The 20,209-nt window shown below is 42.0% G+C and carries 14 protein-coding genes and 2 pseudogenes; 11 read left to right on the forward strand and 5 right to left on the reverse strand.

The window, feature by feature from the left end:
* Window positions 1-332: pseudogene (locus BO26_RS14815) on the reverse strand (M23 family metallopeptidase); the annotation flags it as partial.
* Window positions 333-1,048: 716 nt separating this feature from the next.
* Between BO26_RS14815 and BO26_RS14820 the strand changes: the two are divergent.
* The 7 genes from BO26_RS14820 (at window position 1,049) to kdpE (ending at window position 9,581) form a co-directional block, all read left to right on the forward strand.
* Entirely contained in the window at window positions 1,049-1,429 is a 381-nt protein-coding gene (locus tag BO26_RS14820; RefSeq protein WP_036772674.1) for a hypothetical protein, read from the forward strand.
* A 278-nt stretch (window positions 1,430-1,707) separates the two neighbouring features.
* Window positions 1,708-1,797, forward strand: coding sequence for a K(+)-transporting ATPase subunit F (gene kdpF / locus BO26_RS24670; protein WP_072023277.1), 90 nt, complete (start codon window positions 1,708-1,710; stop codon window positions 1,795-1,797).
* Window positions 1,798-3,504 carry a potassium-transporting ATPase subunit KdpA gene (kdpA, locus tag BO26_RS14825; RefSeq protein WP_036772675.1) on the forward strand — a complete coding sequence of 569 codons (1,707 nt, stop codon included), beginning with the start codon at window positions 1,798-1,800 and terminating at the stop codon, window positions 3,502-3,504.
* A 19-nt stretch (window positions 3,505-3,523) separates the two neighbouring features.
* Entirely contained in the window at window positions 3,524-5,590 is a 2,067-nt protein-coding gene (gene kdpB, locus BO26_RS14830; RefSeq protein ID WP_036772677.1) for a potassium-transporting ATPase subunit KdpB, read from the forward strand.
* A gap of 11 nt (window positions 5,591-5,601) precedes the next feature.
* On the forward strand, window positions 5,602-6,183 hold the full coding sequence (gene kdpC, locus BO26_RS14835) for a potassium-transporting ATPase subunit KdpC (RefSeq protein ID WP_036772678.1): 582 nt from the start codon (window positions 5,602-5,604) through the stop codon (window positions 6,181-6,183).
* Window positions 6,184-6,192: 9 nt separating this feature from the next.
* A complete protein-coding gene (kdpD, locus tag BO26_RS14840; RefSeq protein WP_036772680.1) occupies window positions 6,193-8,892 on the forward strand; it encodes a two-component system sensor histidine kinase KdpD in 2,700 nt (899 codons plus the stop codon).
* Entirely contained in the window at window positions 8,889-9,581 is a 693-nt protein-coding gene (gene kdpE / locus BO26_RS14845; RefSeq protein ID WP_201771281.1) for a two-component system response regulator KdpE, read from the forward strand. Before kdpD ends, kdpE begins: the two co-directional genes overlap by 4 nt.
* Before the next feature lie 76 nt (window positions 9,582-9,657).
* On the opposite strand, the gene BO26_RS14850 is transcribed toward kdpE, so the two are convergent.
* The 3 genes from BO26_RS14850 to seqA form a co-directional block, all read right to left on the reverse strand.
* Window positions 9,658-10,485 carry a Cof-type HAD-IIB family hydrolase gene (locus tag BO26_RS14850; RefSeq protein WP_036772681.1) on the reverse strand — a complete coding sequence of 276 codons (828 nt, stop codon included), beginning with the start codon at window positions 10,483-10,485 and terminating at the stop codon, window positions 9,658-9,660.
* A gap of 359 nt (window positions 10,486-10,844) precedes the next feature.
* A complete protein-coding gene (gene pgm / locus BO26_RS14855) occupies window positions 10,845-12,485 on the reverse strand; it encodes a phosphoglucomutase (alpha-D-glucose-1,6-bisphosphate-dependent) (RefSeq protein WP_036772683.1) in 1,641 nt (546 codons plus the stop codon).
* Between the two features lie 59 nt (window positions 12,486-12,544).
* Window positions 12,545-13,069 carry a replication initiation negative regulator SeqA gene (seqA, locus tag BO26_RS14860; RefSeq protein ID WP_036772685.1) on the reverse strand — a complete coding sequence of 175 codons (525 nt, stop codon included), beginning with the start codon at window positions 13,067-13,069 and terminating at the stop codon, window positions 12,545-12,547.
* 1,451 nt (window positions 13,070-14,520) lie between these two features.
* Here seqA and BO26_RS14865 point away from each other — a divergent pair.
* The 3 genes and pseudogenes from BO26_RS14865 to BO26_RS14875 form a co-directional block, all read left to right on the forward strand.
* Window positions 14,521-16,443 (forward strand): lipase family protein, encoded by a 1,923-nt coding sequence (locus tag BO26_RS14865; protein WP_036772687.1) that lies wholly within the window; start codon window positions 14,521-14,523, stop codon window positions 16,441-16,443.
* Window positions 16,440-17,180 (forward strand): hypothetical protein, encoded by a 741-nt coding sequence (locus BO26_RS14870; RefSeq protein WP_036772689.1) that lies wholly within the window; start codon window positions 16,440-16,442, stop codon window positions 17,178-17,180. Before BO26_RS14865 ends, BO26_RS14870 begins: the two co-directional genes overlap by 4 nt.
* Window positions 17,181-17,213: 33 nt before the next feature.
* Window positions 17,214-17,510 (forward strand): annotated as a pseudogene (locus tag BO26_RS14875) (hypothetical protein); the annotation flags it as partial.
* Window positions 17,511-17,650: 140 nt separating this feature from the next.
* Here the strand turns inward: BO26_RS14875 and BO26_RS14880 are convergent.
* Window positions 17,651-18,904 carry a dicarboxylate/amino acid:cation symporter gene (locus BO26_RS14880; protein WP_036772694.1) on the reverse strand — a complete coding sequence of 418 codons (1,254 nt, stop codon included), beginning with the start codon at window positions 18,902-18,904 and terminating at the stop codon, window positions 17,651-17,653.
* 472 nt (window positions 18,905-19,376) lie between these two features.
* Between BO26_RS14880 and ybfF the strand changes: the two genes are divergently transcribed.
* Window positions 19,377-20,186: an esterase gene (gene ybfF, locus BO26_RS14885; RefSeq protein ID WP_036772696.1), complete on the forward strand. Its 810-nt coding sequence runs from the start codon at window positions 19,377-19,379 to the stop codon at window positions 20,184-20,186.
* Window positions 20,187-20,209: the final 23 nt, after the last annotated feature.

Here is a 20,209-nt window from a genome sequence, read left to right on the forward strand (position 1 = left end):
GTCACTTTGCCGTTCTCTCCACTGCCAATTTCCGTTTCATGCTTCAGCACCACGCAGCCACAATCCGTCCCACCGTCATAGTTATACGGGGGCCGGTCCCGTTTGGAAAATTGAGGTTGCCGGACAAAATGCACCGTCCCATCCGCGATAGCCCTGATTTTTTCCGGTCGGCTGGTGCTATCACTATGCGTAAGATGCACCCCACCGTGCCAGCTATGCCAGACATTCACCGGGAAACCTCGCTGGGCATCCACCGGGATCATTCTATTTACCCAGGCTGAATCACTTTCACTATCGGATTTTTCCCGCAACAGGGGAGGGCTGATAATCATTTTTTTCTCCTAAATTTTAAGACAAAGGCCAGCGTTGTAGAACGCAAAACATCATGGTCATGTCATAACACATTTCAGAAATGAAAAACCGGATGTAGCTATTTCCAGACAGGCCATTCGCCGATAGAAAATAAGAGATAACCGATAATACTCGTTCAAATAAATATTCAAATTGACCAAATAAGTCATTTCTTGACCATGGAGATTTTCTAAACAGCATGGCATAAAATCAAGCTATTTTTTTGTCATAAAGCACTTTTTGTTTAATATAAATCGGATATAAAAACCGAAGAACTCAATATAAAAAACACAATATATAAATATAACTTAAACAATATAGCATTTGTTAAAAAAATGGTTGCATTTGTTTCAGAAAAATGGCAGGGATAGAAAACTCTATTATGTCAGGACAGTTCAGTAATGATGTAAATATAATTACCTTTCTCTTACAATGCGTTATTCTATAACAACAAACAAGGCATATTATCTTCATATTGACAATAGATAATAAAATAAGAGTAAGAAAAGAATAATTATCAATCCAGTTAAAAAATAAGAATAAATGCAGTTATACAACTCATCTGAAAATAAAAACAGGGATCAACAATATGAAAATTTTCATTGATATTGTTATATAGATACGTAAAAATGATACGAACCATTACACCATGTTATTTTTTTAGAATATTCATAGATTGGCTATAACCGGAGGAAAGATGAAAATATTAACTGTTATATTATTAATATTCGTAATAAATATTTCAGGTTGTGTCCCTAAAAAACACGATTTTTCTATTGACTATAAAGCAAATGGCGAAACTTTTCATTTGACTCCGCCATGTATAGAGGAAATCACCCCGAAAAAAGGGAATGACTACTATTCCATTTTCATCAAAGTAAAAAATAACTCTCATTGTAGCAAACCATTTAATCTTTTTATAAAGCAAAACGTAGGAAAAAAAATATCTGTTTTCTTTAATGATAAACCAATATTGAAAAATACGACTATAGTTACGCCAATACATGTTGAAAATGGTTTCTATCAGGCAATAGATTCGAATATAACATTTGAAGAAATAGTCAACTCTTTAAATTGATGAAAATCTATGGTTTTTTTCTTCCAGAAAAAAACCATAGATTAATTAAGTATTTTTTGTTAAATCCTAATAATCATATTAATACTCAACGGTGATTATTTGTCCTTGTGAATGGCTTTCGAGACAAATAAGCCAAGTAGTCTTTGACGAAAGTTCTTCTTAACCTCACTGATTGTTGCCATTTTTATACTTTTTTTACACATCCACTCACTCTTTTATCAGCTTCTTTGCATCCTCTTGCCTAACCTTTACCTATCCAATTTCTAGGGAGATAAGCAGTGAGTATATTCCTCATTTCCGGCGTATTAATGGTAGCCCTGTTACTAGTTTATCTAATTTATGCGTTACTTCATGCGGAGGATTTTTAAATGGCTGCATCCGCTTTTTTACTGATCACCAGTTTCCTACTGATTTTGATGGTACTGGCAAAACCGCTTGGCAGTATTATTGCCAATATGATCGAAGGCGATATTCCACACTGGCTGGCTAGAACAGAGTCCAGCCTTTGGCGTTGCTGTGGTTTACAGAAGCCAGGCGGCACAGTTAAGGAGATGAACTGGTGGCAATACGCATTAGCTATCATTATTTTTAATCTGACTGGGCTATTACTGCTATTTATCCTTTTAGTCACACAAGGCGGTCTCCCACTTAATCCTCAACATTTCCCCGGGCTTAAATGGGATCTGGCACTGAATACAGCAGTCAGCTTTATTACAAATACCAACTGGCAGGCATACAGTGGAGAAAATACTCTCAGCTACCTTAGTCAGATGACTGGTCTAACAGTACAGAACTTTCTTTCTGCAGCGACCGGTATTGCGGTGGCATTTGCCCTGATTCGCGCATTTTCCCGTCATGGTGTGGAAACCGTGGGAAACGCCTGGGTTGATATCACACGTATTACACTGTATCTGCTGTTACCGCTATCCATTATTATCGCGCTGGTTTTTGTCAGTCAGGGAGTGATACAGAATTTCGAACCCTATCAGCTCATTCATACCATTGAAGACCAGCAACAATTAATTCCGATGGGACCCGTTGCCTCACAGGAAGCCATTAAATTATTGGGAACCAATGGCGGTGGATTTTTTGGTGCTAATTCATCCCACCCTTTTGAAAATCCAACCGCTATCAGTAACTTTATTCAAATCTTATCAATCCTGCTGATCCCCTGCGCACTCTGCTTTGCCTTCGGCCAGGTTATTGGCGATAACCGTCAGGGATACGCTTTATTATGGGCGATGTGCATCATCTTCGTCGTTGCTACTGTGGTGGTCATGTATGCCGAATTAAAGGGCAATCCACATCTCAGCTTGTTAGGCGCTGACAGCAATATCAATCTGGAAGGTAAGGAGAACCGCTTCGGTATTCTTGCAACCTCAATTTATGCTGTAGTAACAACCGCCGCGTCCTGTGGGGCCGCTAACGCCATGCATGATTCCTTCACCGCACTTGGCGGTATGATCCCAATGTGGCTGATACAGATTGGCGAAGTCGTATTCGGTGGTGTGGGATCTGGTTTATACGGCATGTTACTGTTCGTTCTGCTAACCGTTTTTATCGCCGGTTTAATGATAGGGCGTGCTCCTGAATATCTCGGGAAAAAAATCGAAATATTCGAGATAAAAATGGTCGCACTGGCGATTCTGGTGACGCCTACGCTGGTACTTTTGGGAACGGCGCTTGTCATATCAACAGAAACTGGACGCGCTGGCATTCTGAACCCCGGCGCTCATGGTTTCAGTGAAGTACTTTATGCCCTTTCCTCTGCGGCCAACAATAACGGCAGTGCCTTCGCTGGTCTCAGTACCAACAACATGTTCTACAACCTATTGCTGGCAACAGTGATATTTCTTGGTCGCTTTGGTGTCATCCTGCCGGTACTTGCTATTGCCGGCTCTTTGGTAACAAAAAAACGCCAACCTGCCAGCAACGGCACACTACCAACCTATAGCTCGCTGTTTATCGGCTTATTGATCCTGACCATTATGTTAATCGGTGCATTGACCTTCATTCCAGCTCTGATCCTTGGCCCGGTCATTGAACATTTACAAATCTGGCTGGTATCCCGGTAAGTGCCAAAGTGAGGAACATATGACAAACAAACAACAGACATTATTCGACCCTTCTTTGATTCGTAATGCGCTTATTGATTCAATAAAAAAATGCCATCCGGCGGCACAATGGCGTAATCCAGTGATGTTTGTAGTCTATCTGGGTAGCTGGCTAACCACCATTTTATGGATTGCTATGCTGGCGGGTCAGCTTAAAGAAAATACACTGTTTACTGGCAACATCGCTTTATGGCTGTGGTTTACCGTGCTGTTCGCTAACTTTGCCGAAGCATTGGCAGAAGGCAGAAGTAAAGCTCAAGCCGCAAGTCTTAAAGGCGTGAGAAAAACCAGCTGGGCGACTAAACTCACCTCAGCCAGTCGTGATGCAAACAGAGAGAAAGTCCCTTCTGACAGCCTGCGCAAAGGTGACATTGTCATTATTGAAGCCGGTGAAACTATCCCTTGTGATGGTGAAGTTATCGAAGGTGGCGCTTCTGTTGATGAAAGTGCTATCACCGGAGAATCTGCCCCAGTTATCCGCGAATCTGGCGGTGACTTCTCTTCTGTCACTGGCGGTACACGTGTGCTGTCTGACTGGCTGATGGTTGAATGTTCGGTCAATCCCGGTGAGACTTTTCTTGATCGCATGATTTCAATGGTGGAAGGCGCTAAACGTCGCAAAACCCCCAATGAGATTGCCCTGACCATTCTGCTCACCGCGCTGACGATTATCTTCCTGTTGGTGTGTGTCACTCTGCTGCCATTCTCAATATTTAGTGTGGAAGCTAACCAGTCTGGTCAACCTATCACCATCACCGTATTAATCGCGTTATTAGTCTGCCTTATTCCTACGACTATCGGCGGTTTACTTTCTGCGATTGGTGTCGCGGGTATGAGCCGTATGCTGGGTGCTAATGTCATTGCCACCAGCGGACGTGCTGTTGAAGCGGCGGGTGATGTGGATGTCCTGCTGCTGGATAAAACCGGCACAATCACATTGGGGAACCGTCAGGCATCTCAGTTTCTGCCGGTGCCCGGCGTGACGGAACAACAGCTGGCAGATGCAGCTCAGCTCTCTTCTCTGGCAGATGAAACACCGGAAGGACGCAGCATTGTCATTTTAGCAAAACAGCGATTCAATCTGCGCGAACGTGATCTGCACTCACTGAATGCGACTTTTGTGCCTTTCTCCGCCATGACCCGCATGAGCGGCGTTAATGTGGAAAATCGCCTGATCCGCAAAGGCGCTGTAGACGCAATCCGCCGTCATATTGAAATCAATCACGGAAAGTTCCCTGAAGCAGTAGAAGTTTTGGTTCAAAACGTGGCACGTAAAGGGGGTACACCACTGGTCGTAGCAGAAAATCAACAAGTATTGGGTGTTGTGGCGCTGAAAGATATTGTTAAAGGCGGCATCAAAGAACGATTCAGTGAGATGCGTCGCATGGGAATCAAAACCGTCATGATTACCGGCGATAACCGCCTAACCGCAGCGGCTATTGCCGCTGAAGCTGGTGTGGATGATTTTCTTGCTGAGGCGACCCCCGAAGCCAAACTGGCCCTTATCCGCCAATATCAATCCGAAGGCCGTTTGGTCGCCATGACCGGCGATGGAACTAACGATGCGCCTGCACTTGCGCAGGCTGATGTTGCCGTTGCCATGAATTCAGGTACTCAGGCAGCCAAAGAAGCCGGCAACATGGTGGATTTAGATTCCAACCCAACCAAACTCATTGAGGTAGTTCATATCGGTAAACAGATGCTAATGACACGAGGTTCTCTGACCACATTCAGTATTGCCAACGATATTGCAAAATATTTTGCCATTATCCCGGCGGCGTTTGCCGTCACTTATCCACAATTAAATGTCTTGAATATCATGCATCTGTATTCACCTACTTCGGCGGTTTTATCGACCGTTATCTTTAATGCACTGATTATTGTGTTTTTGATCCCACTGGCTCTGAAAGGTGTCAGCTATCGGCCAATGCATGCATTGTCACTTTTGCGTCGCAATCTGTGGATTTATGGTCTGGGTGGTCTGATAGCGCCTTTCATCGGCATCAAACTGATAGATATGTTGTTGACTTTGCTGATATTTAAATAAAGGTGATGAAAATGACTTGGTTACGTTCTTCTGTTGTATTGTTGATATTCCTGACTCTGATTACTGGCGTAGCTTATCCATTGCTGGCAACGGGTTTGTCAGAACTGATGTTTCCTTATCAAGCTCAAGGTTCCATGGTGGAACAAAATGGTCAGGTAGTTGGCTCTGAATTGATTGGTCAACCCTTCACGAAAGATATCTATTTTCAAGGGCGCCCTTCCGCTACCGTAGGCACCCCTTACAACACATCGTCATCCGGTGGCAGCAATTTGTCTGCCTCTAATCCAATACTGGCTGATGAAATCAAATATAGAGTTGAGCAACTGCGCAAATTTAACCGCCAACCAGACATTCCGGTACCAGTCGATCTGGTGACAGCATCCGGGAGTGGCCTTGATCCCCACATCTCACCCGCAGCAGCTAACTTTCAAGCCCAACGAGTCGCTGATGCACGCCATTTACCCGTTGAAGTGATAAAACAGTTAATCAGAAATAATACGGAAACACCGCCATCAGAATTTCTCGGTGAACCGGTTATTAATGTGTTAAAACTCAATCTTGCTCTGGATAATTTGCAAAAGAAACAACAGTAAGGTTGGAATATGGATCAACACGAACCACAACGTCCTGACCCCGATGAATTACTGACACTGGTTAATGAGAAACAGCGCGGTAAATTAAAAATATTTTTTGGTGCCTGCGCTGGCGTGGGGAAAACCTATGCCATGCTACAAGAAGCTCATAGATTACGTGCACAAGGGCTGGATGTGGTTATCGGTGTGGTAGAAACTCATGAGCGGCAGGGAACTGCCGCTTTGCTTGATGGTCTACCACAGCTGTCACCTAAACAGATGCACTACCAGAGACGGAAAACCACCGTCTTTGATCTTGATGCCGCCATTGCCCGCCATCCGGCTATCATTCTGATGGATGAACTGGCCTTCAGTAATCCTCAAGGCAGCCGCCATCCCAAACGCTGGCAGGATGTTGAAGAATTACTTGAGGCTGGAATAGATGTGCTAACAACCATTAACGTTCAGCATCTGGAAAGCCTTAATGATGTCGTTGGTGACATTACCGGCATCCGGGTCAGAGAAACCATTCCTGATCATATTTTTGATCAAGCGAATGAAATTGTGTTGGTTGATTTGCCGCCCGATGATCTGCGCCAGCGACTTAATGAAGGCAAGGTATATATTTCCAGCCAGGCAGAACGCGCTATTGAGAATTTTTTCCGTAAAGGAAATTTGATTGCATTACGGGAACTGGCTTTACGTCGTACTGCTGATCGCGTTGATGATCAAATGCGCGCTTTCCGCGATACACAAGGACGTGAACCAGTCTGGCATACCCGCGATAATCTTCTGCTATGCATCGGTCACAGTTCTGGTAATGAAAAACTGATCCGTACCGCCGCCCGCCTTGCCGCGCGGCTAGGTTGTATCTGGCATGCAATTTATGTTGAAACGCCAAAACTGCACCAATTGCCTGAAAGCAAACGGCGAACCATTTTAAAAGCGCTCAGACTAGCGCATGAATTGGGAGCAGAAACAGCGACACTCTCCGATCCAAACAAAGAAAAAGCAGTATTACGTTACGCAAGAGAACATAACCTTGGCAAAATTCTGATAGGCCGTCGCTGTGAATCCCGCCTGAAGCTGTTTGACTGGAAATGGCTGCCTGGTTTTGCTGACCGATTAGGAAAACTGGGTCCAGATTTGGATTTGGTGATTGTCGCTCTGGAAGATCGTAGCCAATGGGATAAAGAATTGGACAACCGCCCTGTCAGTGAAAAATGGCAAGGGCAAATTCAAGGTTGTCTGGCTGCTATCATCCTCTGCGCACTTATCACCTTGTTCTCCCGTACTCTTCTGCTAACTCTTGATAAAGCTAATCTTGTCACGCTTTATCTGCTTGGCGTCGTTATTATCGCGCTATTTTATGGGCGCTGGCCGTCAGTCTTTGCCGCTTTTATTAATGTCATCAGTTTCGATATTTTCTTCGTCCAACCGCACTGGTCTCTTGCTGTCACGGACATGCAGTATCTATTGACCTTTACCGTCATGCTGATAGTGGGTGTCGTGGTAGGAAACCTGACAGCTGGAATCAGATATCAGGCGCGCATTGCCCGTTACCGCGAACAACGAACCCGGCATCTGTATGAAATGACCCGCGAATTTAGCCGAACATTGAATGAAGAGGATATTGCCCGAACCAGCTACCATTTCCTGGCTAATGGTTTTCAGGCTAAAACCGGCCTATTTTTACCCAATGATGATGGTGAATTGCGCCAGCTCACGACAAATAATGGCGGTCATATGTTGATTGATGATGCCATTGCGAAATGGAGTTTTGATAAGAACCAACCCGCGGGCGCGGGAACCGATACCTTGCCCAGCGTGCCTTATCAATTACTGCCGGTGGCAACACCTTCACAGACTTTTGGTGTACTGGCTATTGAACCCGCCTATTTACGTCAGCTACTTATCCCTGAGCAACAGCGATTACTACAAACTTTTACCCGATTGATTGCCAACGCACTAGAAAGATTACAACTCTCCCGCCAGGCAGAATCGGCTAAATTGGACACAGAGCGGGAACAGTTACGTAACTCACTTCTGGCAGCACTTTCACACGATTTACGTACCCCTCTGACGGTGCTTTTCGGCCAGGCAGAAATCTTGATGCTAGACTTATCTGCTGAAGGCTCTCCGCACACTAAGCAAGTGAATCAAATTCGTCAGCAAATTCTCAGTACTTCCCGTCTGGTCAACAACTTGCTGGATATGGCACGTATCCAATCCGGGGGCATTCAACTCAATCTGGAATGGCAATCACTGGAAGAGATCGTCGGCAGTACCTTGCGTTCACTAGAATATGCGCTCAACCGTCACCCGGTCACCGTTTCCCTACCATCGGGCTTACTGCTGCACTGTGATGGCAGTTTACTGGAACGGGTTTTTATCAATCTATTAGAAAACGCCATCAAATATACAGCGGAACAAACACCACTGGGCATTAAGGCAACAACAGAAAAAAATCAGATTCACATTGAAGTTTGGGATGCAGGGAACGGCATTCCACCACAACAGGAACAATCAATTTTCGATAAATTTTCCCGCGCCCGCAAAGAATCAGCCATTCCTGGAGTCGGCCTTGGATTAGCAATCTGTCGTGCAATTATTGAAATCCATAGTGGAAATATTTGGGCTGCCAATAACGAAAAAGGTGGAGCAAGCTTTCACTTTGTTCTACCGTTAGAGAAACCACCTGAAATTGAAGAAATCACTGAGGAGATGTGACTATTACCAGCAACAGTACCATCTTAATTATTGAGGACGAAAAAGAGATCCGGCGCTTTGTTCGGCTAGCGCTGGAAGGTGAAGGTTGTCGTGTATTTGAAAGTGATACGCTGAAACGAGGTCTGATTGAAGCAGGAACCCGTAAACCTGATCTGATTATTCTTGATTTGGGATTACCCGATGGTGATGGCATTAATTTGATCCGCGATCTGCGCCAATGGAGTTCAATTCCGGTTATTGTTCTCTCTGCCCGTGATACAGAAACCGTTAAAGTGGCGGCACTGGATGCCGGCGCTGATGATTATCTCAGTAAGCCCTTTGGCATTAGTGAATTGTTAGCAAGAGTCCGGGTCGCTTTGCGACGTTTTGCCAGAACCAATCAAGAAGAGTCTATCGTTCATTTTTCTGATGTCACTGTCGATCTCGTTAATCGCCGGATAACTAAAAACGATAAAGAATTACATCTGACTCCCATTGAGTTCCGTTTGCTGGGCGAATTATTAGCAAATAGCGGCAAAGTACTCACCCAACGCCAGCTACTGAATCAGGTTTGGGGGCCTAACTATGTCGAACATAACCATTATTTGCGGATATATATGGGGCATCTGCGACAAAAACTGGAAACCGACCCAACCAGACCAAAACATTTGCTCACGGAAACCGGCGTTGGCTATCGTTTTATGCCTTAATGCCTGAGGTACGAATTGAGTTTCCATGCAAACTCAGCTCGTACCTCAGGCAATTAACTTCCTTTTCAATAGAGGCTCAGCTTAAATTAGCTATTCTATGTTGACACATATTTTCAGATAAATAATGGGCTACGGATTCTTCGTGGCAAGAACCGATAACATCAGCGTGAGGAAGCGCTTGTTTAACCCTATCATGCGCCGTTCCCATTACCACACCCTTAGCCACCGTTGAAAGCATTTCCACATCATTCATTCCGTCGCCAAACGCAATAGTTTGACTGATTGGAATGCCAAGAAATTCAGCTAACTGAGTTAAAGCCCATCCTTTGGAAACAACGCTATCCATGACCTCCAGACACCAAGGGAATGAAAAGGCGATATTAGTACTATCAGAAAACAGATTAATTAAATGATGTTCTAATTTAACCAACTCATCATGATCTCTTCTCTTATGAATGAAGAAAATTTTCTCAACCATCTCACAAGGCATTTCATCAGCTGATCTGACTATGGGACTAAAATTATCATTCTGATTAAAGTCACTGAAACTATGGTGTATTTCACTGGTTAACCATTGAGAACCACAATACATATTGATCACTAAATCATTATCCGCCTGTGTCTCTTCAATCAGTTGTTTTACGATGTGGCTCGGTAGATATTGTCTGATATCTAAGTTCCTACAAGCCGTTGTTAATCTGGCACCGTTAGAAGTAATCAAATGTACCGGTATATCAAAACCATCAACAAGGGAATTCACATCCGTATGATGCCTGCCGGTAGCAAACACTATTTGCTTGCCCATCTTTGATAAATCAGTCAACACCTGGCGAGTAAACTTACCAATCGTGTCCCCTTGAAGTAAAAGCGTTCCATCAAGATCTGTAGCAATAAGATTATACATTAGCGTATTCCAATACAGTAAAAGCAGTTATTATCTAAACTTTATTAATAAATTCAAGAAGTAATTACTTATCAATATCATGCTTTCTTCCAGACCATAATGAATGTTTTCACAGTAAATATTTTTCTAATCTGGTATATTTGATTTTTTTAAAAATAGAAAAATAGAAAACGAAATCTGATTCACAATTGAATACGCGTAATGATTATTTACTCATTAGATGAAACATCGGCAAAAAAAACTGGAAACCATCCAACAAAATTAAAATATCTACTAACCGAAACGAATTATCAATTTAAATAAAAATCCGCAAAAACTATTACAACAGTCAATTGCGGATTTTTTAATTGAATAATATATTAACCAGCAGCAAAAACCTGATTAACAATATTCAATGCTTCCTGTTCAATCTTTTCCCTATGCTCAGGGCCAAGGAAACTTTCACAGTAAATTTTATAAGCTTCTTCTGTCCCTGATGGACGGGCGGCAAACCAACCATTCTCTGTCATCACTTTCAAGCCGCCGATTGATGCTCCATTACCAGAAGCTTTCGTCAACCGAGCGGTGATTGGATCACCGGCAAGCTTGTCTGCTTTCACCATTTCTGGCGACAATCTGGACAATAACGCTTTCTGCTGATGACTGGCCGGTGCCTGAATACGGCTGTAGCTTGGCGTTCCGAAACGGGCAGCTAACTTATTGTAACGCTGCTGTGGATTTTCCCCTGTTACTGCCGTCATTTCTGCCGCCAGCAAGCACAAGATAATGCCGTCTTTATCCGTGGACCATGGCGTCCCATCGAAACGCAGGAAAGAAGCGCCCGCACTCTCTTCACCACCAAAGCCCAATTCACCTTTATGTAGGCCGTCAACAAACCACTTGAAACCAACCGGAACTTCCACTAATTCACGTCCCAAATCGGCCACGACGCGATCAACCATTGCACTGGAAACCAGGGTCTTACCTACCGCGACATTTGCTGACCACTGCGGACGATGGCGAAACAGATAATCTATTGCTGTTGCCAGATAGTGATTTGGGTTCATTAACCCTGCAGGGGTCACAATACCGTGGCGGTCATAATCAGGATCATTTGCAAAAGCCAGATCAAACTTATCACGCATTGCCAACAAACCGCTCATTGCCCAAGGGGACGAGCAATCCATACGAATGACACCATCGTGATCCAGATGCATAAAGCGAAATGTTTGATCTACCTGATCATTAACCAACGTCAAATCTAAATGGTAGTACTCACCAATACGCTGCCAGAATGCAATACCGGAACCCCCTAAAGGATCAATGCCGATTTTCAATCCCGCCTTCTGGATAGCGGCCATATCAACCACATCCCCAAGCGCAGCAACATACGGCTCCACTAAATCTTGCTGGTGTAGATATTTGCTACTCAATACCTGGGCAAATGGCAGACGTTTAACGCTTTTCAGACCTTCTTCAAGCAACTCATTAGCACGACGTTCAATAATTGCAGTCAGATCAGTATCTGCGGGACCACCATTAGGCGGATTATATTTAATACCGCCATCTTCTGGTGGATTATGGGATGGCGTAATAATAATTCCATCAGCCAGCTCTCCCCTCTGGCGGTTATAGCAGAGGATGGCATGAGAAATTGCAGGCGTTGGGGTAAAGCCGTTATTTTCCTGCACAATCACATCTACATGGTTAGCCGTCAGTACTTCCAACACAGAAATAAAAGCCGCTTCTGACAAAGCATGGGTATCTTTACCCACGTAGCAAGGACCATTTATCCCCTGTTGCTGGCGAACTTCTGCTATTGCCTGAGCAATTGCCAAAATATGGGCTTCATTAAAGCTACTACGCTGAGAGCTGCCACGATGGCCGGATGTCCCGAATTTAACCTTATGCCGCGGATTTTCTGGCTGAGGATGTAAGGTGTAATACTGTGATGTAAGTTGCGCTACGTTTATCAAATCACTTTGGCGGGTAAGCTGCCCCGCTCGCGAATGAATTGCCACTTTAATTTCTCCTGGATAGCTGCACCGCTTTGCCTATTTCGCAGCGCAGCTTTAATCAGTTAAATCGTGCCACACACCTTTTCAATAAGATTGGCTGAGAATTTCATATCCTGCATAATTTGCTCAACCATACTACGCTTACGGTCGGTATTAGTGTTAGTAATTACCCAAAAAGGTGTACCTGGAATGTGACGTGGTTTAGTTTGTTTACCACTGGCAAGTAATGTCTGTTGATCACCGGCAAAATAAACCCGGGTACGGCCATGCATTGCATCGGTAGTCTGAGAAAAACTTTCGCTGTTCAGGCTATATAACGTGGATAAGATCAGCATAAAGCGCTCAACTGATTTTTTCTTCTCAGAATAATCATCTGAAAGTAGTAATTCGCGTATAACACGAACAGAATCACGCGGGCGGGCTACTGGCACTTGCTCCACAGCGCTAGCAGGCTGTGCACTTTGTACTGGCTGTTCGGCGTTAAAATTCAGCATTCGCCGTAAAATATCAGATGCACTTTCACCAATATGCTGTGTGTGGCTGGCAATATAGCGGTAAAGGTCTTCATCAACTTCTATTGTTTTCATTTCTATCCAGTACTGTTCTAAATAAAAAATTTAGCCGGATTATAAAGTATAAATAGGGAAAACAAAACAAGTAAAATTTCAATAACTTAAAAGTATTTCCGTGTGAAAAACAACATAACAAAATAGACTCTTTTCATCTAAAACAAATCAATTAGTTACATAAAATTTCAGAAAATATAACCAACACAAATCTCTAGCAGCTTCAACTACCTTTCGAAACTGCTGGAGAGTAAGCAGAATCCAAGTGGCAATGAGCATTTGGTCACTCTGCAGCCAAAAAACGATAAAAAGGATTCATTACAGACATTCGTTATTTATCTTGCTCGTCTGATTTGTCAGAAAAGTAAAAATAATAAATGCAGGTTATAATATGCCATTCAAGCTGACAAAAATACGGATCCAGATAGTGATAGACAAGTCTGGAGTCACAACGCCATTTTGGACGAATTATGGTTTAAACGGAAAATAATATAGTGGGTGTTTTCGAATTCTAAAGCTAGACCAAAAACGTAATCTAAAAATAAACTGTTTTTCATGATGAATAAAGATATTTTTATATTCTTTATTTATCGTTATGAATGAACCTCCTCTGTGGAAATAAAAAATCCGAATGAAATATCAATTAACACTGTTGTCAGTTAACACTGTTGTCAGTTAACACTATAGAAAATTTATTTACACGTTCGTAGCTTAGGAAACCAAGGCGGGTTGATTACTTCGTGGGGTGAAATTGTTATTCAATCAATGTTGTTTCATTTCTCAATAATTTCCCAACGGTGGATATATAAATTTACGATATTAGCAGCTGGATAGTGCATTATACTAACGCCCCCCATACCATTCAGACTCAATTGAATCATCAGGGCATTATCTATGTCTAATAGGAAATCGGTCAACAACGGGTTGGGTAAGATAGCCAATATCTCCGGTATTTAATGCCAGCTGTGTTATCTTAGAAATAAGTTATTTTTATCATTTTATCCTTATATAAGATTGCCGATAACTCAATCTCTATTGAGTTTGTAACACTTTCTTACAAAATTTACTGTTCGTAAATTAAAAAAATGAAAATTTTTCTTGCCATTTTGTGATGATTTAATAATCATAACTTAAGTTCCATCATATGGTCAGTATGAGGGAATTTTTAAACTCCGTTCCCTTTGTCCAAAGGGATTAATCGATAGGGATACATTTCTGTATTCCTGTCATTCAACTCACTATTCTCACGGCTTTTTGTCTGTGGGATAGGATTTTTACTACCTTATTTCTTTGGTGACGCAATCCATCATTTCCATTTCTGGCGGGATATCTATGTTGGTTTCATCAGTGCAGAGACTTTTCTGATGATGAAAGTGATTGATAGCCAGACGGGGGAAGTCTTGTGGGACTTTCAGAACATGATGTTTGGGCTGCGCGCCTATATGTAATAGCAAGCAAAGGAAACAACACTGATGAGTACATTAAATCCGCTAGAATGTTTTGATTGTAGGATACTGAAACACTGGGTTGAATTTCAGTTGGTGGATGAACAAGGGAAACCCTTGGTCAATATGCCTTATGGCCTGATAAGCAGAGGACTACCGAATCATGTGCGCCGTGGGAGGACAGATGGTTTCGGGGTACTCCGGGAAGAAGATCTGTCAGCTTATCCCGTGAAATTGTATATCCATGCCCAATCGCTGGCTGATGAGATGGAACAACGGCCATTGCGAGAAATCCGCGGTGAAGAGGCGTCGGTAGTGAAACCAAAAGCGGAAGCCGAAGGCCATCAATATCGCTACGTGACGATTGGGCAGATTAGTGATGGGTTGCCGATGATTAAGGATTGGAATGATCCTAAAGACATTCCACCGCCTTATCATTTTCCTGATCCGGAACCAAAAGGCTATCAAGTCCATCCGTTAAATCAGCGGTATGTACTGGAAGTGTGTCCGTTTCGGGCCTGGGTTTTGCTGTTGCATCATCAGAAAGAGTATTCCATTGTGAATGCCTATAATCAGTGTTTGATGAGCGTGCTAGCCTACGCTGATGGGGATGTCAATGTTGAAGGCTCAGTGCCCCATTTCTTTAACCGGCAGATGGTGGATGTCTCGAAATTGCCTTATCAGGTGGAAAAAGCATCGGCGACCCCTGTGGTTTATAATGTGCCGTTTAGTGAACGTTATACTCAGGTGGAGTTTATTGATTCACAAGCAGGGGATAATAAACAGGGTGATACCAAACTGTTTTATGCTGCCAGTAAGAAAGATGTGATTATCAGTTGGCGGGGTACGGTTACTCTGGAAAATTACTTGACTGATGCCACTTTCCAACCATTGGCTTTAAGCTGCGATGATGACAAAGCATTATGCAGTGAGTTTATTCATCACGGCAAAGTGCATAGAGGGTTTTGGGGGGCATTTAATCTGGGTGGGAGGTTAATCGTTCCCAGTGATAAAACTAAAACTAAAACAGTGTTTCGAGATATCACCAATTTGGTTACAAACAAACGATTATTTATTTGTGGCCATAGTTTGGGGGGCGCGTTGGCATTATTGCACAGCGCACAACTGAAAGAACATAATCCTTGTCTCTACAGTTATGGGATGCCAAGAACATTGACCCGCAGTGCGGTAGAGGAATTGTCTGCCATTATCCACTATCGTCATGTAAATGAAGATGACCCGATCCCTTCGGTGCCTTTTGAACAGGATATGGATAATAGATTTTTTAATTACTGGGTGCCGGCGGGGTATGAATGGGCAATGATAAAATTGTTGCCACCGTCACCGATTGTTAAAGCTATTAAACAAGCGACTGACAGTAAAGAAATCTATTCACATCATGGTAAGGTTGTTCATTTTTTTCAAGCCAACAGTTGCCCGGAATGGCTGATTTCCGCCAGGAATGTCCCCTTTATAACGGGTGTGACTGAAGAAATATTGAATAACACCACCAAGCTGTATTTAATTCCTGAATTAAACCCGGAAACAGAAAAGGATTTTTCTCTGGCCGGTGAGCGGCAAAATGCGTTATTTAATCAGCTCAGTCAACAAGAAAAAGATAAACTGTTTGTTGAAAACAGAGGGGCTGATTTAAAAGGGGGATTTGGCTTTTCTAATCATAGCTCGTATAAATATGCGGGTTATATTGATGAGCGCCTCAGAGAGTTATGCGAACCGGATAAGATTACGGCCTATCAGGACAGTCAGCGTCAATTTAAGGCGAAAATGGATAATGATAAGATGCTTATCCCTGACAACATTTATTATCGTAATCTCTATTTTCTGGATATGGACAAACAGTTAATAAAATCACTGACCGTCAGCCAACAGGAAGAACAAGGCACACTGGCCTTACAACATTACTGCGATAAGAAGGAACTATCAGTATGAAGATATTGAAAATAACGTTGCTCTTATTATTTCTCTCTTTTATTTACTGGGCGTTAGGCGATACCTTTTTTAACTGGCTTTTTCCCTTTTCATCTGCCGGAAAGGAACAGTTAATTACCGTAGAAGGGATCGCACCGAAATATACCAAACCGTATGTGTCCGCGCAGTATATCTCAAAAGACTGTCTTAGATATCAGTTGGATGCAGGCATGTCACCTTATAAGGTGCCGACTTATTATGGGTTGGATTTGGATGTAAAAGCTGATCCGCAAACCGGTTATTTTCAGGCGAAATTACCTTTCAATGGTGGAGGATGGTGTAAATGGAAAATCAATCAAGCTTCTGTGGCAGTGGGGTATACCGATGTACGCCATTTGGTAAAAGATGCTGTGCCGTATACGGGAACTGGTTTAACCGCATTTATCAATGATGCAGCCCAGACGAATATTAGCGAAATCGCGGCATTAAATACTATTGACTTTAGACCGGTTATTTATCCTGTTTTGGAAATATCTGAAAAATTCCCGAAGAGCATATTCTTGCAGGGTAAGGTTGATATGTATCCCTTTAGATTGAGGTTAGTATCAGGCGCTAAATGGAGAATTACCTATAAACCTAAACTGGATGAAACCAAAATGCCGAAAATAACTATTACTAAAGGGAAGGAGTGGGTTGAATACCCGGATGGGCGAATTGACCTTAATCGCCAAACAATAGACTACTGGAAGATAAAATAGCGTCACTTCTATAGGGATCGAGGAAAACTAACCATGATAAATATCAAGCCATATTTATTGGTTTTGTTAGCCACATTAATCTCAGGTTGTGCTGACCCGGATGCCCCTATTTCCCCTCCTAAAGAAAATCAGTGGATCACCGTAGAAGGGGTGGCACCCAAATACACACAACCGTATGTATCCGCAGAGTATATTTCAAAAGATTGTCTTGAATATCGTTTAGATTCCAATATGTCGCCTTTTAAAGTACCAACTTATAATGGATTGCGTCTGGATGTGAAGGCAGACCCACAAACCGGTTATTTTCAGGCTAAACTATCCCCGTTCAATAACAGGAAAACCGAATCATTATCTGACCCGGTTTTCCCGAACCGCTAACTTATCAATGAGTTTATTATAGCGTTAGCTGAAAAGCATTGGGCCTAAAGGCCGAATTTATCATCGGTATAAGTTAAAACCAACTCATTAACTTATTTGGCATTCAACACTTGGTTTAATTTAGCCTCATCAAGCTGACGACAACGTTTTGCTACTACGATAGTTGCAACCCCATTGCCAATTAGGTTTGTTAAGGCTCTTGCTTCCGACATGAAACGATCTATGCCCAGAATTAACGCCAGCCCTGCTAATGGTAAATGCCCAACAGCAGAAATTGTTGCCGCTAATACAATAAATCCACTACCGGTCACGCCAGCAGCACCTTTAGAGGATAAAAGTAACACAACTAATAATGTTATTTGATGCACAATATCCATATGAGTATTTGTTGCCTGCGCAATAAACACAGCTGCCATTGTCAAATAAATAGAAGTACCATCCAGATTAAATGAATATCCTGTCGGTATCACCAGGCCAACAACAGATTTCTGACATCCTGCCTTCTCCATTTTATCTAACATACGAGGCAAGACCGATTCAGAAGATGATGTGCCCAATACGATTAATAATTCTTCTTTAATGTAATTAATAAACCGGAAGATATTAAATCCTGTAGCTTTTGCTATTGATCCTAAAACAAAGATGACAAAAAGAATACAGGTGATATAGAAACAAACGATTAATTGTCCTAATTGAATTAATGTACCAACACCATATTTCCCGATGGTAAATGCCATTGCGCCAAAAGCCCCCAGAGGAGCTAATCGCATTATCATATTGATAATACCGAATATCACATGAGAGAAACCATCAATAATATTAAAGATTGGTTTTCCTTTATCGCCTAAATGATGAAGTGAAAAGCCAAATAACACCGCAAATAATAAAACCTGCAAAATATTACCACTGGCAAATGCCCCTATCACACTGTGCGGAATAACATCAAGCAGGAATGCGATTATGCCTTGTTCAGACGCCTTCTCTGCATACATAGATACCGCCTTAGCATCTAACGTGGATGGATCAATATTCATCCCCACACCAGGCTGCATGACATTGACAACTATCAGCCCAATAATCAAAGCAATTGTGCTAACTATCTCAAAATATATCAATGCAATAGCGCCTGTTTTACCAACAGCTTTCATGCTTTCCATACCTGCAATTCCTGTCACAACAGTACAGAAAATAACAGGGGCAATAACCATCTTAACCAATTTTACAAATCCATCACCCAATGGCTTCATTTCTTCCCCAAGCTCAGGATAGAAATGACCCAAAAGAATACCGACAGTTATTGCAACCAAAACTTGAAAATAAAGACTTTTTAGTAAATTTTTTTTCACTTCTTAATTCCCTAATCCATAGTGTAAAACCAGATTCTATTTATTCTTATTAGAACAGTATGATTGTTGTTTAATTTTACTTATATATTCATTTGCACAGAATATAACGTAAATTACTATCATTTTTTCACAAAAAATTAAAACCAATATACAATTTTCTAAGATATAGATCACATAAATACACAATAAATAACCACACTAAAGTGACTGAATCGACAATCATCTCACAAGTTATTTAAAACTTTCTATTTAAAAATACCAGTTACCTGAAGAATCTTTATTTTTCAATCTATTAAGTATAATTGCTGGAAAATTAACAATTTTTTGACACATTGAACGCTTTAGGAACAATTTAATTAAAAAAGATTATTAACTATAATTGCATTTTGTTTGCTTCTTTGCCCTTTAAGCAACAATATCCCATGACGATATGTGGCATGACATTTAATACTCAGAGGAAAAATTTTTCATCATGAAGTTAGACAGCCAGTTAAATTATCATATGCAAGCACCGGAAAATCCGGTCTCTACCACGCCTGTTGTATTGATTCACGGGTTGTTTGGTGATCTAAATAATCTTGGCGTCTTAGCCCGTGATTTACAGCAATACCATCCAGTCATTCAAGTTGATGTACGCAACCACGGTTCATCTCCATGGATCGATAACATCGATTATCACAATATGGCTCAAGATATTATTTCTCTGCTAGATCATCTGAAAATGCAGTCTGCCATTATTATCGGTCATTCAATGGGTGGTAAGATCGCAATGACAATGACCGCATTAGCACCAGAGCGGATAGAAAAAATTATTCTTATTGATATAGCACCAGTTGCCTACCAAGCTCGCCGCCATGATAAGATCTTTACGGCTTTGAATAAAGTCACAGAAGCGGGAATTAAAACCCGCCAAGATGCCATTAAAGTTATGCGAGAAGATATTCAGGAAGAAGGTGTCATTCAGTTTTTACTGAAATCATTCCGTCAGGGAAAATGGAAATTCAATTTGCCAATATTAATCAATCAATATGAAAAAATTATCGGCTGGCAAGAAATTCCCGCATGGCCTCACCCTGCTCTGTTTATTCGTGGTGGACTCTCTCCTTATATTCAGGAAGAGTATCGTGATGATATTATCAGACAATTTCCACAAGCTAAAGCTTGGGTTATTGCTGGTTGCGGTCATTGGGTTCATTCAGAAAAACCAGATGCAGTTTTAAGAGCAATTCATCGTTTTCTGAACACTGATGTAGGATCATGTGAGAAACAAAAAATCAGTTAGTTAATGATAATGATAAAGAACGG

Origin of the sequence: Photorhabdus australis DSM 17609 (assembly GCF_000711895.1) — a bacterium.
Lineage (GTDB): Bacteria > Pseudomonadota > Gammaproteobacteria > Enterobacterales > Enterobacteriaceae > Photorhabdus > Photorhabdus australis.

Coding starts and splice junctions, on each gene's coding strand:
- BO26_RS14820 (WP_036772674.1), top strand. CDS start 1,049: ATGAAAATATTAACTGTTATATTATTAATATTCGTAATAAATATTTCA.
- kdpA (WP_036772675.1), top strand. CDS start 1,798: ATGGCTGCATCCGCTTTTTTACTGATCACCAGTTTCCTACTGATTTTG.
- kdpB (WP_036772677.1), top strand. CDS start 3,524: ATGACAAACAAACAACAGACATTATTCGACCCTTCTTTGATTCGTAAT.
- kdpC (WP_036772678.1), top strand. CDS start 5,602: ATGACTTGGTTACGTTCTTCTGTTGTATTGTTGATATTCCTGACTCTG.
- kdpD (WP_036772680.1), top strand. CDS start 6,193: ATGGATCAACACGAACCACAACGTCCTGACCCCGATGAATTACTGACA.
- BO26_RS14850 (WP_036772681.1), bottom strand. CDS start 10,485: ATGTATAATCTTATTGCTACAGATCTTGATGGAACGCTTTTACTTCAA.
- seqA (WP_036772685.1), bottom strand. CDS start 13,069: ATGAAAACAATAGAAGTTGATGAAGACCTTTACCGCTATATTGCCAGC.
- BO26_RS14865 (WP_036772687.1), top strand. CDS start 14,521: ATGAGTACATTAAATCCGCTAGAATGTTTTGATTGTAGGATACTGAAA.
- BO26_RS14870 (WP_036772689.1), top strand. CDS start 16,440: ATGAAGATATTGAAAATAACGTTGCTCTTATTATTTCTCTCTTTTATT.
- ybfF (WP_036772696.1), top strand. CDS start 19,377: ATGAAGTTAGACAGCCAGTTAAATTATCATATGCAAGCACCGGAAAAT.